A 15969-nucleotide genomic window follows, 5' to 3' on the forward strand; every position below is an offset into this window, starting at 1 on the left:
GCGGCCCCGGACTTCACTCTCGGTATGGCACGATGAAACTACGGCTGAACATATGGACCATGGGACTGGGCCTGCTCGCCGCGTTGACGCTGACGGCAAGCCTGGGCGTCCTCGTCCTGCTGGGAACCGGCTGGGGCAATGACCAGGTCCGCCGCGCCGTGGTGCGGAACGTTCAGGACCGGCTCAACGGGCAGGTAACGATCGAACGCGTCGAAACCGGCTTGCGGACGCACCTGGCGATGCGGGGCGTATCCTTGCGCCTGGCGGACGTCCATGGTGGCGGTGAGGTCGCGGGTGCGGACGAAATCAGGATAGACTTCAACGTCTGGGACGCCGCGGTGGGCGATGCGCCGCTCTACAGCGTCGGGATCGACGGATTCCGCATGGCCTACGTCGAAGACGCCGCCGGCAGCGGGATGAATTCCCTGGATCTGCTGTTTGAAGGCCCGGCGCAGGACGGGGAAGCGGCGCAGGACGGGGAAGCGGCGCAGGACGGGGAAGTGGATGGAGGAACGTCCGGCCTGCCTTTCGATCTGCGCGACTTGCGGATCAGGAACGGCACGTTCCGCTATTTCGATCCCGGGGATTCCACGGCGGTGAGCGCCGGGGAAGTCGGTTTCAGCGGCTCCGTGCTCCGGCCGTTCACGGTGGAAGGCGAGATCGACGCGGGGCATGTGGCTTACCGTATAGCAGGTTATGAAGACGCGGCAACGAATATGCGCACGGACGTGTACTTCGAAGGGGACGACCTTACGGTTCACGACCTGATCATGGAATCCGCCCACGGCCCACCGATCAGATACCACGTGACCGGCGAGATATCGACCGCGGACAAGAACCCGGCCACGCTGGATTTCGCCGCGAACGGACAAGTCGGCGCCATACTGCGGATCATCGGGTTCGAAAACACCATGCCGGGGACCTTCACCATGACCGGGTCGCTGCGCAACAGCCTGTCCGATCCGGCCATCGAGGCCAGGTTCACGTCGCCAGTGGTACGATCGGAGTACGGCGCGTTCAACCTGGCCGCGTTGGATATGGCCTATGTGCGGGACGTGCTCACGGTCAACCGGTTCCGGGGCAGGCATGAGGCCGGATGGATATCGGGACGGGGCCGGCTCGATTTCAGTGGTGAATCTACCGGATACCGCCTGCAGCTGGAGTCACCCGGGATCGCGCTCCCCGCGCTGCCGACGGTCCTCGTCGGCGACGATAGCGAGCTGGAGGGCGAGGTGGAATTGGCCTTCGAAATGGAAGGCGACGGCTTCGACGACGCGCCCCGCAGGGCCGATCTGACCGTTTCTTCCGCCCTGGTGAGCATAAGCGGCCTGCCATTGCGGGAGGCAACGGCAACGGCCGCGTACCGGCGCGGCCTGCTGCGGGCCGACCTCCGGGAAGCGTCTTTCCAGGTTAATACCGAGGGACAACTCGGCACGGACGGGAACATTCAGCTGACCGGTTCGGTCGACGTGCATGACGTCGGAAAGCTGCCTCCGCCGCTGGATTTCGCAGAACTCCGCGGTTCGGGCGACCTGGATCTCTACCTGCTGGGCACGCTCCGGCGGCCGACCGTTCGGCTCGGTGGCTGGGTCAGCGATCTGGCCTATGGCGATGTCCTCCTCGGCGAAACGAAAGTCGAAGGTTTTCTGGACGAACGTCGCAACCTGACGATCAATGCCGTGCTGGACAGGCTGGAGCTCCGGGCGAGGACGAACCTGGCCGGTGACCGGGCTGTTGCCGGATACTTCAACGTGCATGACCTCAGGCTCGCGGACTACCTCCAAAGCGAATCCTGGTGGGGGCTGGATGCCATCCTCCGCATGCGGGGCGAGATTTCCGGTACCATACAACAGCCCTCCGTTACGGGGAAGGGCACCGTCCGGAACCTGGCGATTCAAAATGAAGACCTGGGCGACACCGATCTGGAAATGACGATCGACACGGACCGCCTTGCGTTCACCCTGACCCGGGTGCCGGGTCCCACCGTACACGCGGAAGGATCCCTCGAATTGACCGGGCAGTACCCCTACGATCTGCGGGTCGATCTGCTGCAGACTTCACTGTCTCCGCTGCTCTCCATACTTTCCAAGAGACCGATCGAAGGCGGCACCGGCACGTTCAGCGGGAGCGTACACGCCGTGGGACTGGCCGGGTATCCGGACCTTTCCACCATAACGGTCTCCCTCGATTCGCTGGATGTATTGATGAACGACCGGATACTGCATTCCGAGGCCCCCTCCACCGTGAAACTGGAAAACCAGGTCATTACCGTGGACGAATTCAGACTGGCGGGCGACTTCGGCCGCGTAACGGTCGACGGTACGGCCAGTCTCGCCGCGGACGGACGGGTCGATCTCGAAACCATCCTGGAAGGCGTGCAACTGGAGTTCTTCTCGCCTTTCCTGGTGTCGGCCGGCACGTTCAGCGGCGCCATGGACGGCGTGATCGCCCTGGAGGGCACGCCGGAAGATCCCAGGATGAACAGCCAACTGACCGTTTCGAACGTGAGCTATGCAATTGGAAACAGAACCAACCTGCTTGGCACGGTGGCCGCATCGGCGGTTTACGAAGACCGGTTGCTGCGGGTTCCCATGCTATCCGTGCAGAGTCCGGTGGGACGATCGGAGATCGATCTTGTCTATCCGGTCGATCTGCGATGGGCGACGGAGGTCCAACCGGAGTCGCTTCCGTCCGGCGAAAGATACACGGCGTCCATGGTCGTAGACAATCTGGCCGTGGCGCCCCTGCGGGAGTTCTTCGAGGTGGTTCCCGCCGATCTGGATGGCTACATCCGGGGCAGGATCGACGTGAACGGTTCGGTCCGGGACCGCAGCGACGTCGACGGGGTCATGGCGCTGGATTCGCTGAAACTGTTCGGTCTCCAGAACGAGCTGGTGAACACGGAACCCGTCAGGCTGCATTTCGACGGGGCCCACATCCATATGGAATCCATGTCCGCCACGTTTCGCCGCATCAACCAACCCGATGACGAGCGGGGCCGGCTTTCGATGCACGGCCGCCTGGCGTACGTCGATGGCGGAACGGAGGCGGGCGTGTCCGACTTCGTCATCCTGGGTGAGCAGATCAGGATGGACGCCGTCATGGCACTGGCCAATCTCGACCTTCCCCTGGGCGGTAATGTGAATACCCGGATCGAAGTCACCGGTCCGGCCTCCGCCCGGTTCATAGAAGCCCGCGTTTCCATGGATCAACCGAGATACAATCAAGCCTCCCTGGACAGCCTCGCCGCCCACTTGGTGTATAGCGGCGGGGAAATCGCAATCCGGGACCTGAGGATTCGCAAAGGCGGCGATACCATAACCGCTCACGGCTCCATACCCTATGACCCGGCCCGTACTGAAAGGACCGGCGATGCGACCGGTGTGGAAGATATCGCCCTGACCGTCGAAGGAGACGACATCGACCTGTCTTTCCTGAGCGGCGTCGTGTACGATCTCGAACGCATCGAGGGGAAGGCCGACATCCGCCTGTCCATCGGAGGAACACCCGCTTCACCCCGGTCGGTCGGTCAGGTCACCGTTCGGGACGCGGCGTTGCGTTTCCGTGAGTTCGAACCGATGTTCCGGGCAGACTTGCTGCAGGTCGACGTCGATGGAGGCGCCTTCGCGCTAAATCCCACAGCGTTCCGCGCCGGGGACGGCACGGTCCGGGTTTCCGGCGACCTCTTGACGGACAACCTGTCCTTCGCCGAAATCGAAGCCTATGCCGATTTCAGCCAGGCTGAAGTGGAACGGCTCGGTTCGGCCATGCTTGTAATCGACGGATCGCTTGCCTGGACCGGCAACAGGGACCGTTCACGGATTTACAATGTAGCCGATCCGATCGTCGTGACCGGCGTGGTCACACATTCGCTGGATATCGGCGAATTGCTCCTAGACAACGCGATCATACGTCCGCAGGACACGCCCGACCCGTTCCTGGAAAGCATCGCGCTGGACGTAGCCGTGGACGTGACCGACCTAGCCGTCGAGAACAATATCGCCCAACTGACCGTCGAGGGCGGGGTGGCCCTCGGCAATACGGTGCAGAATCCCCTGTTGACCGGAAACGCCGTCGCCGAGGATGACGGCGTGATCAGGTACCTGGGCGCCACCTTCGAACTGGAAACCGGACGGATCGACCTGACCAGGCGCGTACCGTTGGAGAGCTTTACCGCGCTGATCGAGTACCCGGTGGCGCAGCTCGACCCGGTCCTGAACATTCAGGCCTGGGCGCCCCGCGTGCGCGACATTCACGATACTTATTACGAAGTGGAACTGCTCGCGTCCGGACCGGTGTCGACGGTGACGCCCCAGTTGCGCGCAGCGCCGCGCGACGACAACGCTACGGAGATTCTGGCTTCGGGTTCCCGGTCGCTTGCCGGCCCCGAGGTAATTTACGGTCCCGAGGTCGTCTCCCTGCTGACTTTCGGCACGGCCGGACTCACCAGTCTGGGCACGCCCGATGAATACGCCGGCATGAGAAACAGGGCCTTTTTGATGACCGGAGAAGCACTCGCAGAGGCCTTGTTGAATCTCGACGAAGTCCAGGTCGAAGGCGATCCTTTCTCGATGAACAGCGCCATTCAGGCCGGATCGCCGGTACAACTTACCCTCAGCAAGCGGATCAACCGGCGCGCCCGGGTCAGCTTTACCCGATTGTTCCAATCTTCGGAATACTCGCTGCGGGTCGGTTACCAGTTGACGGATTTCCTGTTTATCGAGACTTTTTCCGAACAACTGGGCGAACATCCTCAGAATGGCATAGACCTCCGGGTCAAATTCCGGTTTCGGTAAGCCTGCGCCTTTGCATGTAAGGACGACAGGGGACCAAACGGTCAGGCAATGCACATGGTAAAGGGAATGAGGCTTCCCTCGAAGCCAACCGTTGCCGAATCGGGTCGTATCGGTTCATCCCGGACGCGGTATTCCGGTACGTTCCGGACGCTGTTTCTCCTGGCGATCCTGTACGCTTTCCCCGTTGACGCCCAGCAGTCCCTCATCGTCGATCGCATCGTCGTCGAAGGCAACGCGACCATCGCCGGGGACCGTATACTCAGTCTGATCGAAACCAGAACGGACAGTTTTCTAAGGCCCAGATTCTGGCAACGCAGACGTTTAAATAACGCCACCTGGCGGACCGACCTGTCGGCGATCGAGAGCTTTTACAGGAACAGCGGTTTTCTGGATGCAAGGGTCCGGTTCGTTCGCGAAGAGATTGACACGGATCGGGTCGCGCTCAGGATCGTCATCGACGAAGGTCCTAGGTATACCGTGCGCGCGGTCAATCTGAACGGCTTCGGATACCTTTCCGAAGACGAAATCCGGCAGAACCTTATCACACGGGAAGGCCAGGTATTCTTCCGACTCTCCGCCGCGACGGACAAACGCTACATCCAGCGTCTCGCCGATCGCCGGGCGCTGCTGGACGTGGTGGTGGACTCGAAATTCGTAGTGCACGAGGAGGACCATTCCGTTACCGTCAACTTCGGGGTTATCGAAGGGCATCCCGTCAGCGTGGGTGCGATACAGGTCCGAGGTCTGCGGAAGACCCATAGAAACGTAGTGATCCGCGAACTGGAGATCCAACCGGGAGAACTCTACGACAACGCGAAGATATCGTTGAGCCAGACCCGGCTCTTCCAGACGGGCCTTTTCCGCAGCGTGCGCCTGTCTCCCCTGAGGAGCGACACCTCAGCTACGGTGCGGGACCTGGTAGTGGAGGTCACCGAATTGCCCGGGGGAGAGGTGAGTTTCGGCGCCGGCTTCGCCACGGCCGAACGCTTCAGGGGCAGCTTCAGTGTCGCATACCGAAACTTGTTGGGCCGGGGGATCACCATTGGCGCCAACGGTCAGATCAGTTCGCTCTTCCAGCACATCGAGTCGGGGGTCACGCAACCGTGGTTGTTCCGGACCCGGACGACGGGCATCCTGCGCGCGTTCTTCCGGCGCGAGGACCGCATCAGCCATACCGAGCAGGAAGCGGGCGTGTCCGTGGCGGTCAACCGCGAACTCTCCCGCACCTACCGCAGTCAACTGACCTATACGCTGAAGAACATCGAGGTGTCGTCGCTCAGCGACGAACTGGCCGAACTCCTGCGAAGCGGTTCGGAAGTCGACAGCCTCCGGTCCAGGCGCGAAGGCAGTCTGACCGGGCTTGTGACGTACGACACGCGGGATGATATCCTGAATCCGAAGACGGGGTTCTTCGGTCAATTCCAGAGCAGCGTGGCCAGCCCCCTGCTCGGCAGTTCCACGCTCAACCGGAACTCGATACTTACGGTGAGGGCCATCGCCCGTAAATACCTGACCTTTCCCAACGCGCCGGATTTTTCCACTGCGGTCTCGTTCGCCTACGTGAGGGCGCTGAACGAAAACCGCGTACCCCTCGACAGCAGACTGTTTATCGGAGGCGACCGATCGGTGCGGGGGTTCGGTATAAACCGGATCGGCCAGCCCGACGGTGGACTGATCGCCATCAGCGCGCAGCATGAAATCCAGTTGCCCTTCTCCCGGTTTGACCTGGCCGTATTCGCGGACTGGGGCGGGGTGGGGAAAACAGTGGGTTCTTTCGGTTTCGGTGATCTCCTGCTTGGTTACGGAGCGGGAGTCCGGGTGAGTTCCCCGATCGGGCTGATACGGGGCGACGTGGGTTTTCACAATCAAAGCAAGATCGACCCTCCCAATTCGAGAAAGTACGACCGGACTTTCTTCTACTTCGGTCTCGGACAGGCGTTCTGATTTTGACCCGACGGCGGATTTACGCCGGGAAGGGAGACATGTTCGCTAAATCAAGACTGCAGGCTTTCACGTACTATAACGAGTTTGACCGCGCGGACCGATGGCGCGACGACTTCGCAGAGCTCAAGGCCGGCGGATTTCAATTCGTCGTCTTCCGGGACGGATTCGATCTGCGAAACCAGCTGGCCTCGGAAGACCAGACGGACCGGGTGAAAGAAATGATCGGCGCCGCGGCGGACGCGGGAATCCGTTCCATCCTGCACATCGGCAACCCGAAGGCCCTGTACCTGTTGCCCGACTCCCGGGCGTGGCGTCTCGACTATGTGCGGCGCGTGTCGGAGGTATTCGGGTCCTGCAAGGGATTGTACGCGCTGCAACTGGAGGACGCGCCCACGGGAGGAAGCGAGTACCCCGAGGATCGCTGGCAACAGGTGATGGAGTCCGTTGAAGGCCGCCTGTTGACGATGGAAATGACCGAAGACGGATACCGGCATGGGCGCAGGATCTGGCAGATGGAACAGTATGCGCTGTTTACGGCAGAGGTGGCCCGGGCCGTGAAGAAGGTGAAATCGAACCTGAAGACGACGATGGCATTCCATCTCGACGCCCTCCTGCCCGCCGAAACACTGGTCCACTTTCAACATACGGCCCGCGCGCTGGACTTCGTCATCATCGATCCGGGATCGCCGCCGGCTCAGTCCGCCACGGATACCGGCCGCCTGATCCGCTGGGCGGCGCGCGCGGCCGGGTCTCTGGCGGAAAAGGACGTCTGGATGGTCGTCGGATCGCAGATGATGCGGGGCCGGTACCAGGCCACGCTGCGGGAACTGCGGGAATGGACGGCTGCGGCTTGCGCACCGGGCGTATCGGCCGTTGGCTGGCATAACTGGGACGATACCGCGTGGTGGGAAGGCCGGGCCATACGGGGCCGGTCCCTGTCGGAATCGAACCCGGAGCTTTGGGCGGCAATTTCCACCTTGTGTCGATCGGTGACGGAGACGGAACGCGCGAATGGGTCGTCCTCGGAGTACCGATGCCTGCTTTCGTACGATTCCGTCGCGAGCCGCGTGCCTGCGCTGGACGTATGGACGCCTCATGGCATCCTTGAAGAAAGCACGGGACAGGAAATCGGATACGCCTCCGATCACCAGGTATCGGACGGGGACAAACTTTCCGGGTGTGAATTGCTCTGCTGCACGCCCTGTCCAACGGTGAAAGAAGCGGTCGTCGAACGGTTGATTCGCTACATGCGGGCAGGCGGATGGATCGTGGGTTCGGCCGACGACTTCCGCCTGGACGAGGGGATGCGTCTCGGCGACGCGCGGGCACGCGTGTTCGGCATACAGGTGGAGTCCGTCCTCAACGATCCGGACCGGATCCTGCTGACTGCCGGCTGGCCCGACCTGCCCGAGGGCGCCGCGCTCGACGCGCACCAGTGGCGGGTCCGACCGGCGGAAATCGACGACGACGTGCGCGTCATCGGACGGTGGGGCGACGGTTCGCCCGCGGTGATCCTGAAACCGCACAAGGACGGCGGCGCCCTGTACATCGGTACCGATCCCTACCGGTCGGCGGACAGAGACCGCAACGGCCACTGGCGTGGATTCCTGAAGGCCGTCCTGGACCGGGAAGTGCTCAGGCGCTTGTCGAAGGCATAGCATCCGCGGCACGGAGCCGCAGACACGCAAGAGCTACCGGCGCTTGCCGGAACTACCGGCGCCTACTCCAGATTGGCGTGGCGATCGAACATGCCCTGCCCGGTTTCGCCGAGCCGCGCCATGAGCAGCATGACGCAGGCATCGAGCATCACCCCGAGGCTCTGTTCGAAGAGCGTGCCCATCGGCTGGTGCGACCGATGTTCCTTACCGCTGGTTGTTTTCGATGATTTTGGCGCAGGCGCGGGAATGACGACGACAACGTCCGCCAGCCGGGCGGCCGGAGATTCCGGGACAGCGGTCGCCGCCGCAACGCGCGCGCCGGTCTTGGCGGCTTTACCCGCATAGTGGACCATGCGGTCCGTCACGCCCGATCCCGATCCGATCAGCAGCAGGTCGCCCGGCCGGATCGGCGGCGAGGTCGTTTCACCCACCACGTGGACCGGCCGGCCGAGTTGGGCAAGCCGCATGGCGAAGCTGCGCATGACCAGCCCGGAACGCCCCGCGCCGGCGACGAAGACCCGCCGGGCCCCGGTGACTTCCCGCACCAGTGCTTCGACTTCATCGCATGAGATCCGATTCAGCGTTCGCCGGAGTTCGTCCAGGATGGACCGGGCGATCTCATCGAATGGGGGAGAGGCTCTCTCGTTATCCATCGGCTCGATGCACGATCTCCATGATCCGCCGGATCGCACGGACCGCGCGGCCGGGGTCGGCGTTTCCGGTGATGTAACCGCCGACGACCACGATGTCCGGGCCGTGCGGTATCAGCCGCTTGATCAACGCGGGGTCCAGTCCGCCCGCAACGGCCAGCCCTGCCCGTTCGACCGCTGCGCCGACCCGGCCTATGCCTTCCAGGTTTCGCGCTGGATCACCCGGTCCGCCCGGTCCGCCCGGTCCGCTCTGCCCCCGGGCGTCGAAAGCCGTGTGCATACAGATGTAATCCAGCCCGGCCCGATCCATCCTGCGGGCCAGGGATACCGCCTCGTCCACTTCACGGGCGGTGATCAGGTCGGCCATGACCTGGCCGCCGGACCGCTTCGCCCGATCGCCCGCTTCCCGAAGCGTGGCCGGGTGGGCCGTACCGAGCACGGTTACGATGTCCGCCCCCGCATCGAAGGCGAGGCCCGCTTCCACGGCGCCGGCATCCGCGATCTTGAGATCCGCCAGGATCTTCTTGTCGGGATGGTCCCGCCTGGTCCCGGCGATGATGTCGACCCCGTAACGGATCAGCAGGGGCGTTCCGAGCTCGATGATGTCCACGTCGCCGGCGGTCTCGTCCAACAGGCGGCGAACCGTACCCGCGTGCGGCGTGTCCAGGGCAAGTTGGAGCAGCATGATGGCCGTGTCCACTGGGTAGCGGTGGGCAACGGGTCCGCTTCGACCCGGTCAGTCCACACCGTCGCCGATACATACCCGGAGCAGATTCGGGTGTTCCGGGAGATCCTTCGTACCGGCGCCATAGCCGATCTTTCTCAATATCATCCTTGGCAGGACCCCGTGCCCGTTTGCCGTAGCTTTAAGAAACGCGGCGCCGGTCGGGGTGACCAGTTCACCTTCGATCCCGGTGTGGTAAACCGGCATGTCGCGCATCAGCTCAAAGGCGCCCGGGGCGGGGACGGGCATCCGGCCGTGCGCGCAGTGGATAAAGCCCCGTCCCACCGGCAGCGCCGACGCGTATACCCGGTCTATGTCGAGCAGGGCCAGGCCGATGCAGGCGCCCACGACGTCCACGACCGCATCCACCCCGCTGACTTCGTGCAGGTGTACCTCCTGTTTCGAGATGCCGTGCACCTTGCTTTCCGCCGTCGCCAGGTGATCGAACACCTCGATGGCCCGGCTTCTGACGGACCCGTCGAGCGTGCTGCCTTCGATGACGGAGATCAAATCGTCCAGGTGCCTCGCTTCTCCGTGGTCGTGGAAGGGTCCGGATTCGCCGGGCCCTTCGATGATTTCACGGCCTTCCGCGGTCCGGACGAGGACATCGATCTTGGTTCCCGCGATATGCTGCCGGGTCACCGTCTTCCGGGTGAGCCGGAAACCGTCCAGGGGGAGTTTCTCCAGTTCGCTGTTCAGCGTATCGAAATCCAGGCCGGCGTCCACCAGCGCGCCAAGAATCATGTCGCCGCTGATGCCGGAGAAGCAGTCGAAGTACGCTATGGCCATCCATCCGCCCCATAAATAAATGACCGGACGATCTCCGTTCTTCGTCCGGTCATGCGAATCGTTTGGAAAAGCGGGTCCGGCTAATTTCGGGGGCCGTCGTCCGTTGCGGCGTCACTGGTTTCACTGGCTTCGGCATCTCCACCGGCGTCCCCGGCGTCGCTGTCCGCTTCCACGGTTACGTCACCCGCGTCTCCTGTTTCGCTGTCCGCGGTCGCTTCCCCACCGGCGTCCCCGGCCTCACTGTCCTGGCTGCTTCCTGGTTCCATCTCCCCTTCGGTCATCCCCTCTTCGGCCATCTCCTCTTCGGTCAATTCGGCTTCTTTCAATTCCAGGGCGACCAGCAGTTCATCCACGTCTTCCGGCCAGGCCTCGTTCAACTCCAGCGCGATCGTCAGTTGATCGGCGACGGTTTCCATGGATGCTTCCTCGATGCCCATTTCCGCCAGGCTTTCCTTGAAACTGCTGCCGACGTATTCGATTTCACCGCCGGAGACGAAAGTGAACTGGGCCAGCAGGGTCTCCTTCCACGCATCCTGGTCGACCCCTTTGAGATGGCCCTTCAACGGTTCCTCATCCACGGCCGCGGCAACGAAGTCGTCGATCACGCCCATGATCATCTCTTCGCCGCCCAGACGGTCATACAGGGGGCCGTCCATCACCCATTCCATGTTCGGATCGTCATGCTGGGCATGCAGGGGCGCTGCGGTTCCGATCAGCAGCAACAGCGCGGAAAGCGCCGCGGTAGCCATAACCATTCGAGTCATTTTGAAAATCTCCTTGTCCCGATACGGGTCACGTTGTTTCGGTACAGACTCCATCTCTCGTTTTGTCCGTCGTCTGCGTCAACAGGGTTATACAGGAAGATAGAGAAATCCGTTAAAAAATCAAATGATTCTCCCCGGACCGGCCGGACCGGGGAAGCGCTTACAGCAGACAGGTGTCGATGATGTGGGCGACACCGTCGGCGTCGTTGTCCGGCGCGACCACGTCCGCCGCGCGCCGCACGGCGTCGGGCGCGTTCCCCATGGCCACGCCGAGGCCGGCGTATTCAATCATGTCCAGGTCATTGAAGTTATCGCCGATACTGATCATCCGCTCCGCTCCGATTCCGTAGCGTTCGCCGAGGAAAGCGAGGGCCTTCGCCTTGGACACGCCGGCCGGTACGATCTCCATGCACCAGTAGTCGCCCACCAGGGTGCTGCGCGACAAGATGACGCCGATCCGATCGCCGTATTCCGTCAGCTCCGCCTTCAGTTCATGCATGGACGATCCTCTTCCGGCCACCGCGATCTGCGCCGGGTCCCGGTGCAGCACATGTTCCAGGCCGTCCACCTGTAGGGCCTTGTCCGCATTGGCCTCCAGGTAGCGTTCTCGCCAGCCGTTCGCCGAACGGGGGTGTTCAAACCAGATGTACCGGCTTTCCGGGACCGGTTCATAGACGAGGGGGTCGTGACCGCGCCGCCTGCAGAAATCGACCAGGTCGGCCGCCAGGTCCCTGGGCAGGTTTTGCGCCCGGAGCAACGGACCGTCCAGGTGCTCGAGTATGAGCGCGCCGCTGTGGAAGACCAGCGTCGTGGAGGAAGGCACCTGCTCCGCCGCGGTCCGGCCGGAGTTCAGGCTTCGCCCGGTACAGAGCGCCACGCGCTTCCCGGCCGAGACGGCCCGTTGAAGCGCCTCGCGCGTTACCGGGGAGACCTCGCGGCGCGAGGTCAGCAACGTGCCGTCGATGTCGATGGCGATCAGGTCGTAGGTCATGCCCGCAACTCTTTCAATTCACTTTATGAAGCGCTCGATAGCCCGGGCGACGCCCTCGTCGTCCACCGAAGCCGTGACATGATCCGCCCGGGCGAGGATTTCTGGGGGGCCATTTCCCATGGCCACGCCCAGGCCCGCGACGTCGAGCATTTCCAGGTCGTTCAGGTTGTCCCCCACGGCCATGACCTCGGAGAGCCCGATCCCGAGAAGCCGGGCCAGCCTGCGCAGTCCGTCGCCTTTGGATACGCCGGCCGGCATGACCGTGATGACGTGGTAGCCAGGGTCCCAGGGACTGATTTCGAAGACCACCCCCGTATCAGGCAGCTGTGCCCTGATGTGTGATTCTCTGGACTCGACCCGTTCGTTGCGTTCGGCGACCGTGATGCAGGCAATGTCCTGGCGCAGAAACGCGCAGACGTCGTCCACCCGGTGAACGCGGTCGGCGTTCTGCGCGGCATAGTCTATAAACGCCTGGTTGTCCGGATCGAAGGAGTCATAGTAGAAGTACTGCACTTCGGGCAGGGGGCCGTACACGATGGGATGAAACCCGATGCCGCGAAAGACCCGGACGGCGTCCATCGCAAGATGGCTCGGCAGGTTTCGCAGATACCTGGCGCGACGACCTTGGGCGTCGTAAATCATGGCGCCGTTGTTCAGTACGTAGGGGGCGTTCAACGGCAGATGCCGCACGGCCTCCTCGGCGGAGGGCAGGCTTCGCCCGGTACACACCGTGACGCGGACGCCGCGGCCGGCCGCGTACCGAACGGCGTCGACCGTGGCATCGGACATTTCCCGCCTGCCGTCGAGCAGCGTGCCGTCGATGTCCAGGGCGAGGAGACGATACATGACAGACCCAATTAAAAAACGGAGACTTCTGGAAAGCCTCCGCTTTTCGACGTAAACCTTTACACCCGATGGGCGCTAGTGGACTCGAACCACTGACCTCCACGATGTGAGCGTGGCACTCTAACCGGCTGAGCTAAGCGCCCGGCAAATGGGCCCGCCAGGACTCGAACCTGGGACCGTCCGATTATGAGTCGGATGCTCTAACCAACTGAGCTACAGGCCCATGGTAGACGCCCAGTCAGCATGCCCGACAAGCGGGACCAATATAGGCGAACGGCGGGTCATCGTCAAGCAAAAGATGGGGCGGCATTTCAATCGCCGCGGGCCGACCGCAGCAGGACTTTTTCCTGTTGTTTGAGTTCCATGTAAGTGGCCATGGCGTCGTTCAATTCGCTGCTTCGCCCCCCCGTTTCCATCTGCTTGATCTGTTCCATCAGACGGGCCATACTTTCCTTGAGCCGTTTCTGCTTGATCCGGACGATATGGTCCCGGGCTCTTTGCTCCAGGTGAACGCCGGAGTCCGACGTGTTGATCAGTTCCGTGATTACCCGCGCGGCCTCTTCGTCGTCGATGGTATCGATCAGGCCGGAAAGATCGTAGGAACGCTCGCCGCCCAGTCCGGCGAGACACTGTTCGACGATCCGGCGGTACAGGGGATACTTGAAATCCTGCGGTTCCAGCTGGCCTTCGACGAGTTCGGCGATGGTCCGGTCGCTGAGCATGAGCTGGACCAGGTCCCGTTCCACCCGCTCGTCGCCGTCCCGCGCCGGCGCGGCGTGGGGCGCCTGGCGATCACGCCCCACGGTGCCCGAACCGCCCGGTCCGCCCGAACCGCCCGGTCCGCCCGGTCCGGTCGGACGCCGCAGTTCAGAGGCCAGCAGGCCCTGCAGCGCCGGAAACCGGCGTTCGGCTTCTTCCCGGTACATTTCCCTGTGGACCAGGTTCGCCGTCTTTCGGATCAGGCCGGCCAGCGTCCGGAATACCTCGTCCCGATCGCCCGCTGCCTGGAGATTGGCATGATAGCCCATGAAATCGGCCAGGGAATCGGCCTGTTCGACGAGTTTCATGAACCCGTCCTGCCCGTGTTCCCGCACGTAGGAGTCGGGGTCGTAGTCGTCCGGCAGCCGCACGACGCGGGTCCAGAGCCCGCTTTCCACCAGGGGCTCGATGGCGCGCCAGGTCGCCCGCACGCCGGCCTGGTCCGAATCGTAGACGAGGTACGCCTGCTGCCCGTACCGCGCCAGGAGCCGGGCCTGTTCCCGCGTCAACGCCGTTCCGCACAGGGCGACCACCCCCTGGATCCCCTGTTCATGCAGGCCGAGCAGGTCCATGTACCCTTCCACGACCAGCGCCTGTCCCTGCCGCCGCAACGCGTCCCGGGCCTGGTACAGCCCGTAGAGCACCTGGCTCTTCCGGTAGATGGGGGATTCGGGTGAATTGAGGTACTTGGGCTGGTCCTCGTCGGAAAGCGCTCTCCCGCCGAATCCGACCACGCGGCCGCTCGGCGCCTGGATGGGAAAGATGAGCCGTTTCCGGAAGGCATCGTAGGTACGCTGCTCACCTGTCTTGGCCAATCCGGCCTTGACGAGCCAATCCGCGCCGATGCCCTTTTCCCGGGCGGCGTTCAGCAGGTCGTTCCAGGAGTCGGGCGCGTAGCCGAGTCCGAAGGACTTTATCGTCTCTTCGGACAGCCCGCGCTGTTCGGCGTACCGTCGGACGACGGAATCCCGATCGCTGTTCAGCAGCCGGTCGTGGAAGAACCGGGCGGCGAACCGGGTCACGCGCGCCAGGCTTTCCGCCTCGCTGCCGGCCTCGCGTTCCCCGGGCGTTTCGGGTATGGTGATGTGAAGCCGGCGGGCTATATGGTGGACCGCTTCGACGAACGTGACGTTCTCGTGCTCCATGAGGAAGGTGAACACGCTGCCGCCCTTACCGCATCCGAAACAGTGGAACATCTGGCGTTCCTGGTTGACACTGAAGGAAGGCGTCTTCTCGTCGTGAAACGGACAGAGTCCCAGGTAGTTTTTACCCGATCTGCGCAGCGTGACATAGTCGGACACGACGTCCACGATGTCCGCCTGCGAACGGATCGAATCTACGAGCTCTTCCGGTATCCGCGCCAAGGCGCTCTCCCCGCGTTTGCCGCCGGCCTGGGGCGGGCTTGTTCAAGGTCTTCACACCAGGTCGCACGCCTCGGGCGGCATCCAGTGCGCGTCCTGGTTCTCCCACTTGACGTTGCACCCGATGGGGTTGGTGAGCGCCGTCCGCACGGGACGTCCCGCCGTCACGTCGTCGAGGGCCGCTTCCAGGTCGTTCACCGTGATGCCGTCCGCGTCCCGGGGACTGTCGACGCCGCGGCCGGTGTATACCAGGCTGCGGTCCCGGTCGAAGACGTAGAAGTGAGGGGTCCGCAGGGCGCCGTACGCCCGCGCGGTATCCTGGGACAGGTCGCGCAGGTAGGTCCACGGGAAGCGATGGACGTTCATCCGTACGACCATTTGATCGAAGTCGTCGTCGGGATGGGTAACCTCGCTGTTGGAGTTGATCCCGACGAACCGGACGCCTCGGGACGCGAATTTCTCCGCGGAAACGCGCGTCACTTCGTCGGAACCGGTGACGTAGGGACAGTGGTTGCAGGTGAAGAACACCACCAGCGTCTCGGCGGTCGAAAAATCGTCCAGGCTGTAGGTCCTGCCGTCCGTCGCCGGTAGCGAGAACCCCGGCGCGGATTCGCCCAGTTGCAGCGTAAAGGCCATGTTCGTCCCTCCTGTCTCAAGAACATTAACTGAAATCGAATATGGATAGTC

At 63.1% G+C, this 15969-nt stretch carries 11 protein-coding genes and 2 tRNA genes; 3 read left to right on the top strand and 10 right to left on the bottom strand.

Annotation, left to right across the window (positions count from 1 at the left end; translation table 11 throughout):
- The first annotated feature begins 32 nt into the window (after positions 1–32).
- Genes F4X08_13700 through F4X08_13710 form a run of 3 tightly spaced genes read left to right on the top strand, consistent with a single transcriptional unit; the run spans position 33 to position 8398 of the window.
- Positions 33–4796 (top strand): hypothetical protein, encoded by a 4764-nt coding sequence (locus F4X08_13700; protein MYD26853.1) that lies wholly within the window; start codon positions 33–35, stop codon positions 4794–4796.
- Positions 4797–4844: 48 nt separating this feature from the next.
- Entirely contained in the window at positions 4845–6740 is a 1896-nt protein-coding gene (locus F4X08_13705; GenBank protein MYD26854.1) for a BamA/TamA family outer membrane protein, read from the top strand.
- Positions 6741–6778: 38 nt separating this feature from the next.
- Positions 6779–8398: a hypothetical protein gene (locus F4X08_13710; GenBank protein MYD26855.1), complete on the top strand. Its 1620-nt coding sequence runs from the start codon at positions 6779–6781 to the stop codon at positions 8396–8398.
- 62 nt (positions 8399–8460) lie between these two features.
- On the opposite strand, the gene hxlB is transcribed toward F4X08_13710, so the two are convergent.
- From hxlB to F4X08_13760, 10 genes are all read right to left on the bottom strand, one after another.
- Positions 8461–9051: a 6-phospho-3-hexuloisomerase gene (gene hxlB, locus F4X08_13715; protein ID MYD26856.1), complete on the bottom strand. Its 591-nt coding sequence runs from the start codon at positions 9049–9051 to the stop codon at positions 8461–8463.
- Positions 9044–9733 (bottom strand): 3-hexulose-6-phosphate synthase, encoded by a 690-nt coding sequence (locus F4X08_13720; protein ID MYD26857.1) that lies wholly within the window; start codon positions 9731–9733, stop codon positions 9044–9046. Before F4X08_13720 ends, hxlB begins: the two co-directional genes overlap by 8 nt.
- Before the next feature lie 51 nt (positions 9734–9784).
- On the bottom strand, positions 9785–10561 hold the full coding sequence (locus F4X08_13725) for a LarC family nickel insertion protein (protein MYD26858.1): 777 nt from the start codon (positions 10559–10561) through the stop codon (positions 9785–9787).
- Positions 10562–10641: 80 nt separating this feature from the next.
- Positions 10642–11325 (bottom strand): hypothetical protein, encoded by a 684-nt coding sequence (locus F4X08_13730; protein MYD26859.1) that lies wholly within the window; start codon positions 11323–11325, stop codon positions 10642–10644.
- A 160-nt stretch (positions 11326–11485) separates the two neighbouring features.
- On the bottom strand, positions 11486–12316 hold the full coding sequence (locus tag F4X08_13735) for an HAD family phosphatase (protein ID MYD26860.1): 831 nt from the start codon (positions 12314–12316) through the stop codon (positions 11486–11488).
- An 18-nt stretch (positions 12317–12334) separates the two neighbouring features.
- Positions 12335–13162, bottom strand: coding sequence for an HAD family phosphatase (locus F4X08_13740; GenBank protein ID MYD26861.1), 828 nt, complete (start codon positions 13160–13162; stop codon positions 12335–12337).
- Between the two features lie 69 nt (positions 13163–13231).
- Positions 13232–13305, bottom strand: a tRNA-Val gene (locus tag F4X08_13745).
- A gap of 6 nt (positions 13306–13311) precedes the next feature.
- Positions 13312–13385 (bottom strand) — tRNA-Ile (locus tag F4X08_13750).
- A gap of 88 nt (positions 13386–13473) precedes the next feature.
- Positions 13474–15285 carry a DNA primase gene (locus F4X08_13755; protein MYD26862.1) on the bottom strand — a complete coding sequence of 604 codons (1812 nt, stop codon included), beginning with the start codon at positions 15283–15285 and terminating at the stop codon, positions 13474–13476.
- A gap of 51 nt (positions 15286–15336) precedes the next feature.
- Complete coding sequence (locus F4X08_13760) at positions 15337–15918, bottom strand: thioredoxin family protein (GenBank protein MYD26863.1); 582 nt, start codon at positions 15916–15918, stop codon at positions 15337–15339.
- Positions 15919–15969: the final 51 nt, after the last annotated feature.

This window comes from Gemmatimonadota bacterium (assembly GCA_009841265.1).
Taxonomy (GTDB): domain Bacteria; phylum JAAXHH01; class JAAXHH01; order JAAXHH01; family JAAXHH01; genus JAAXHH01.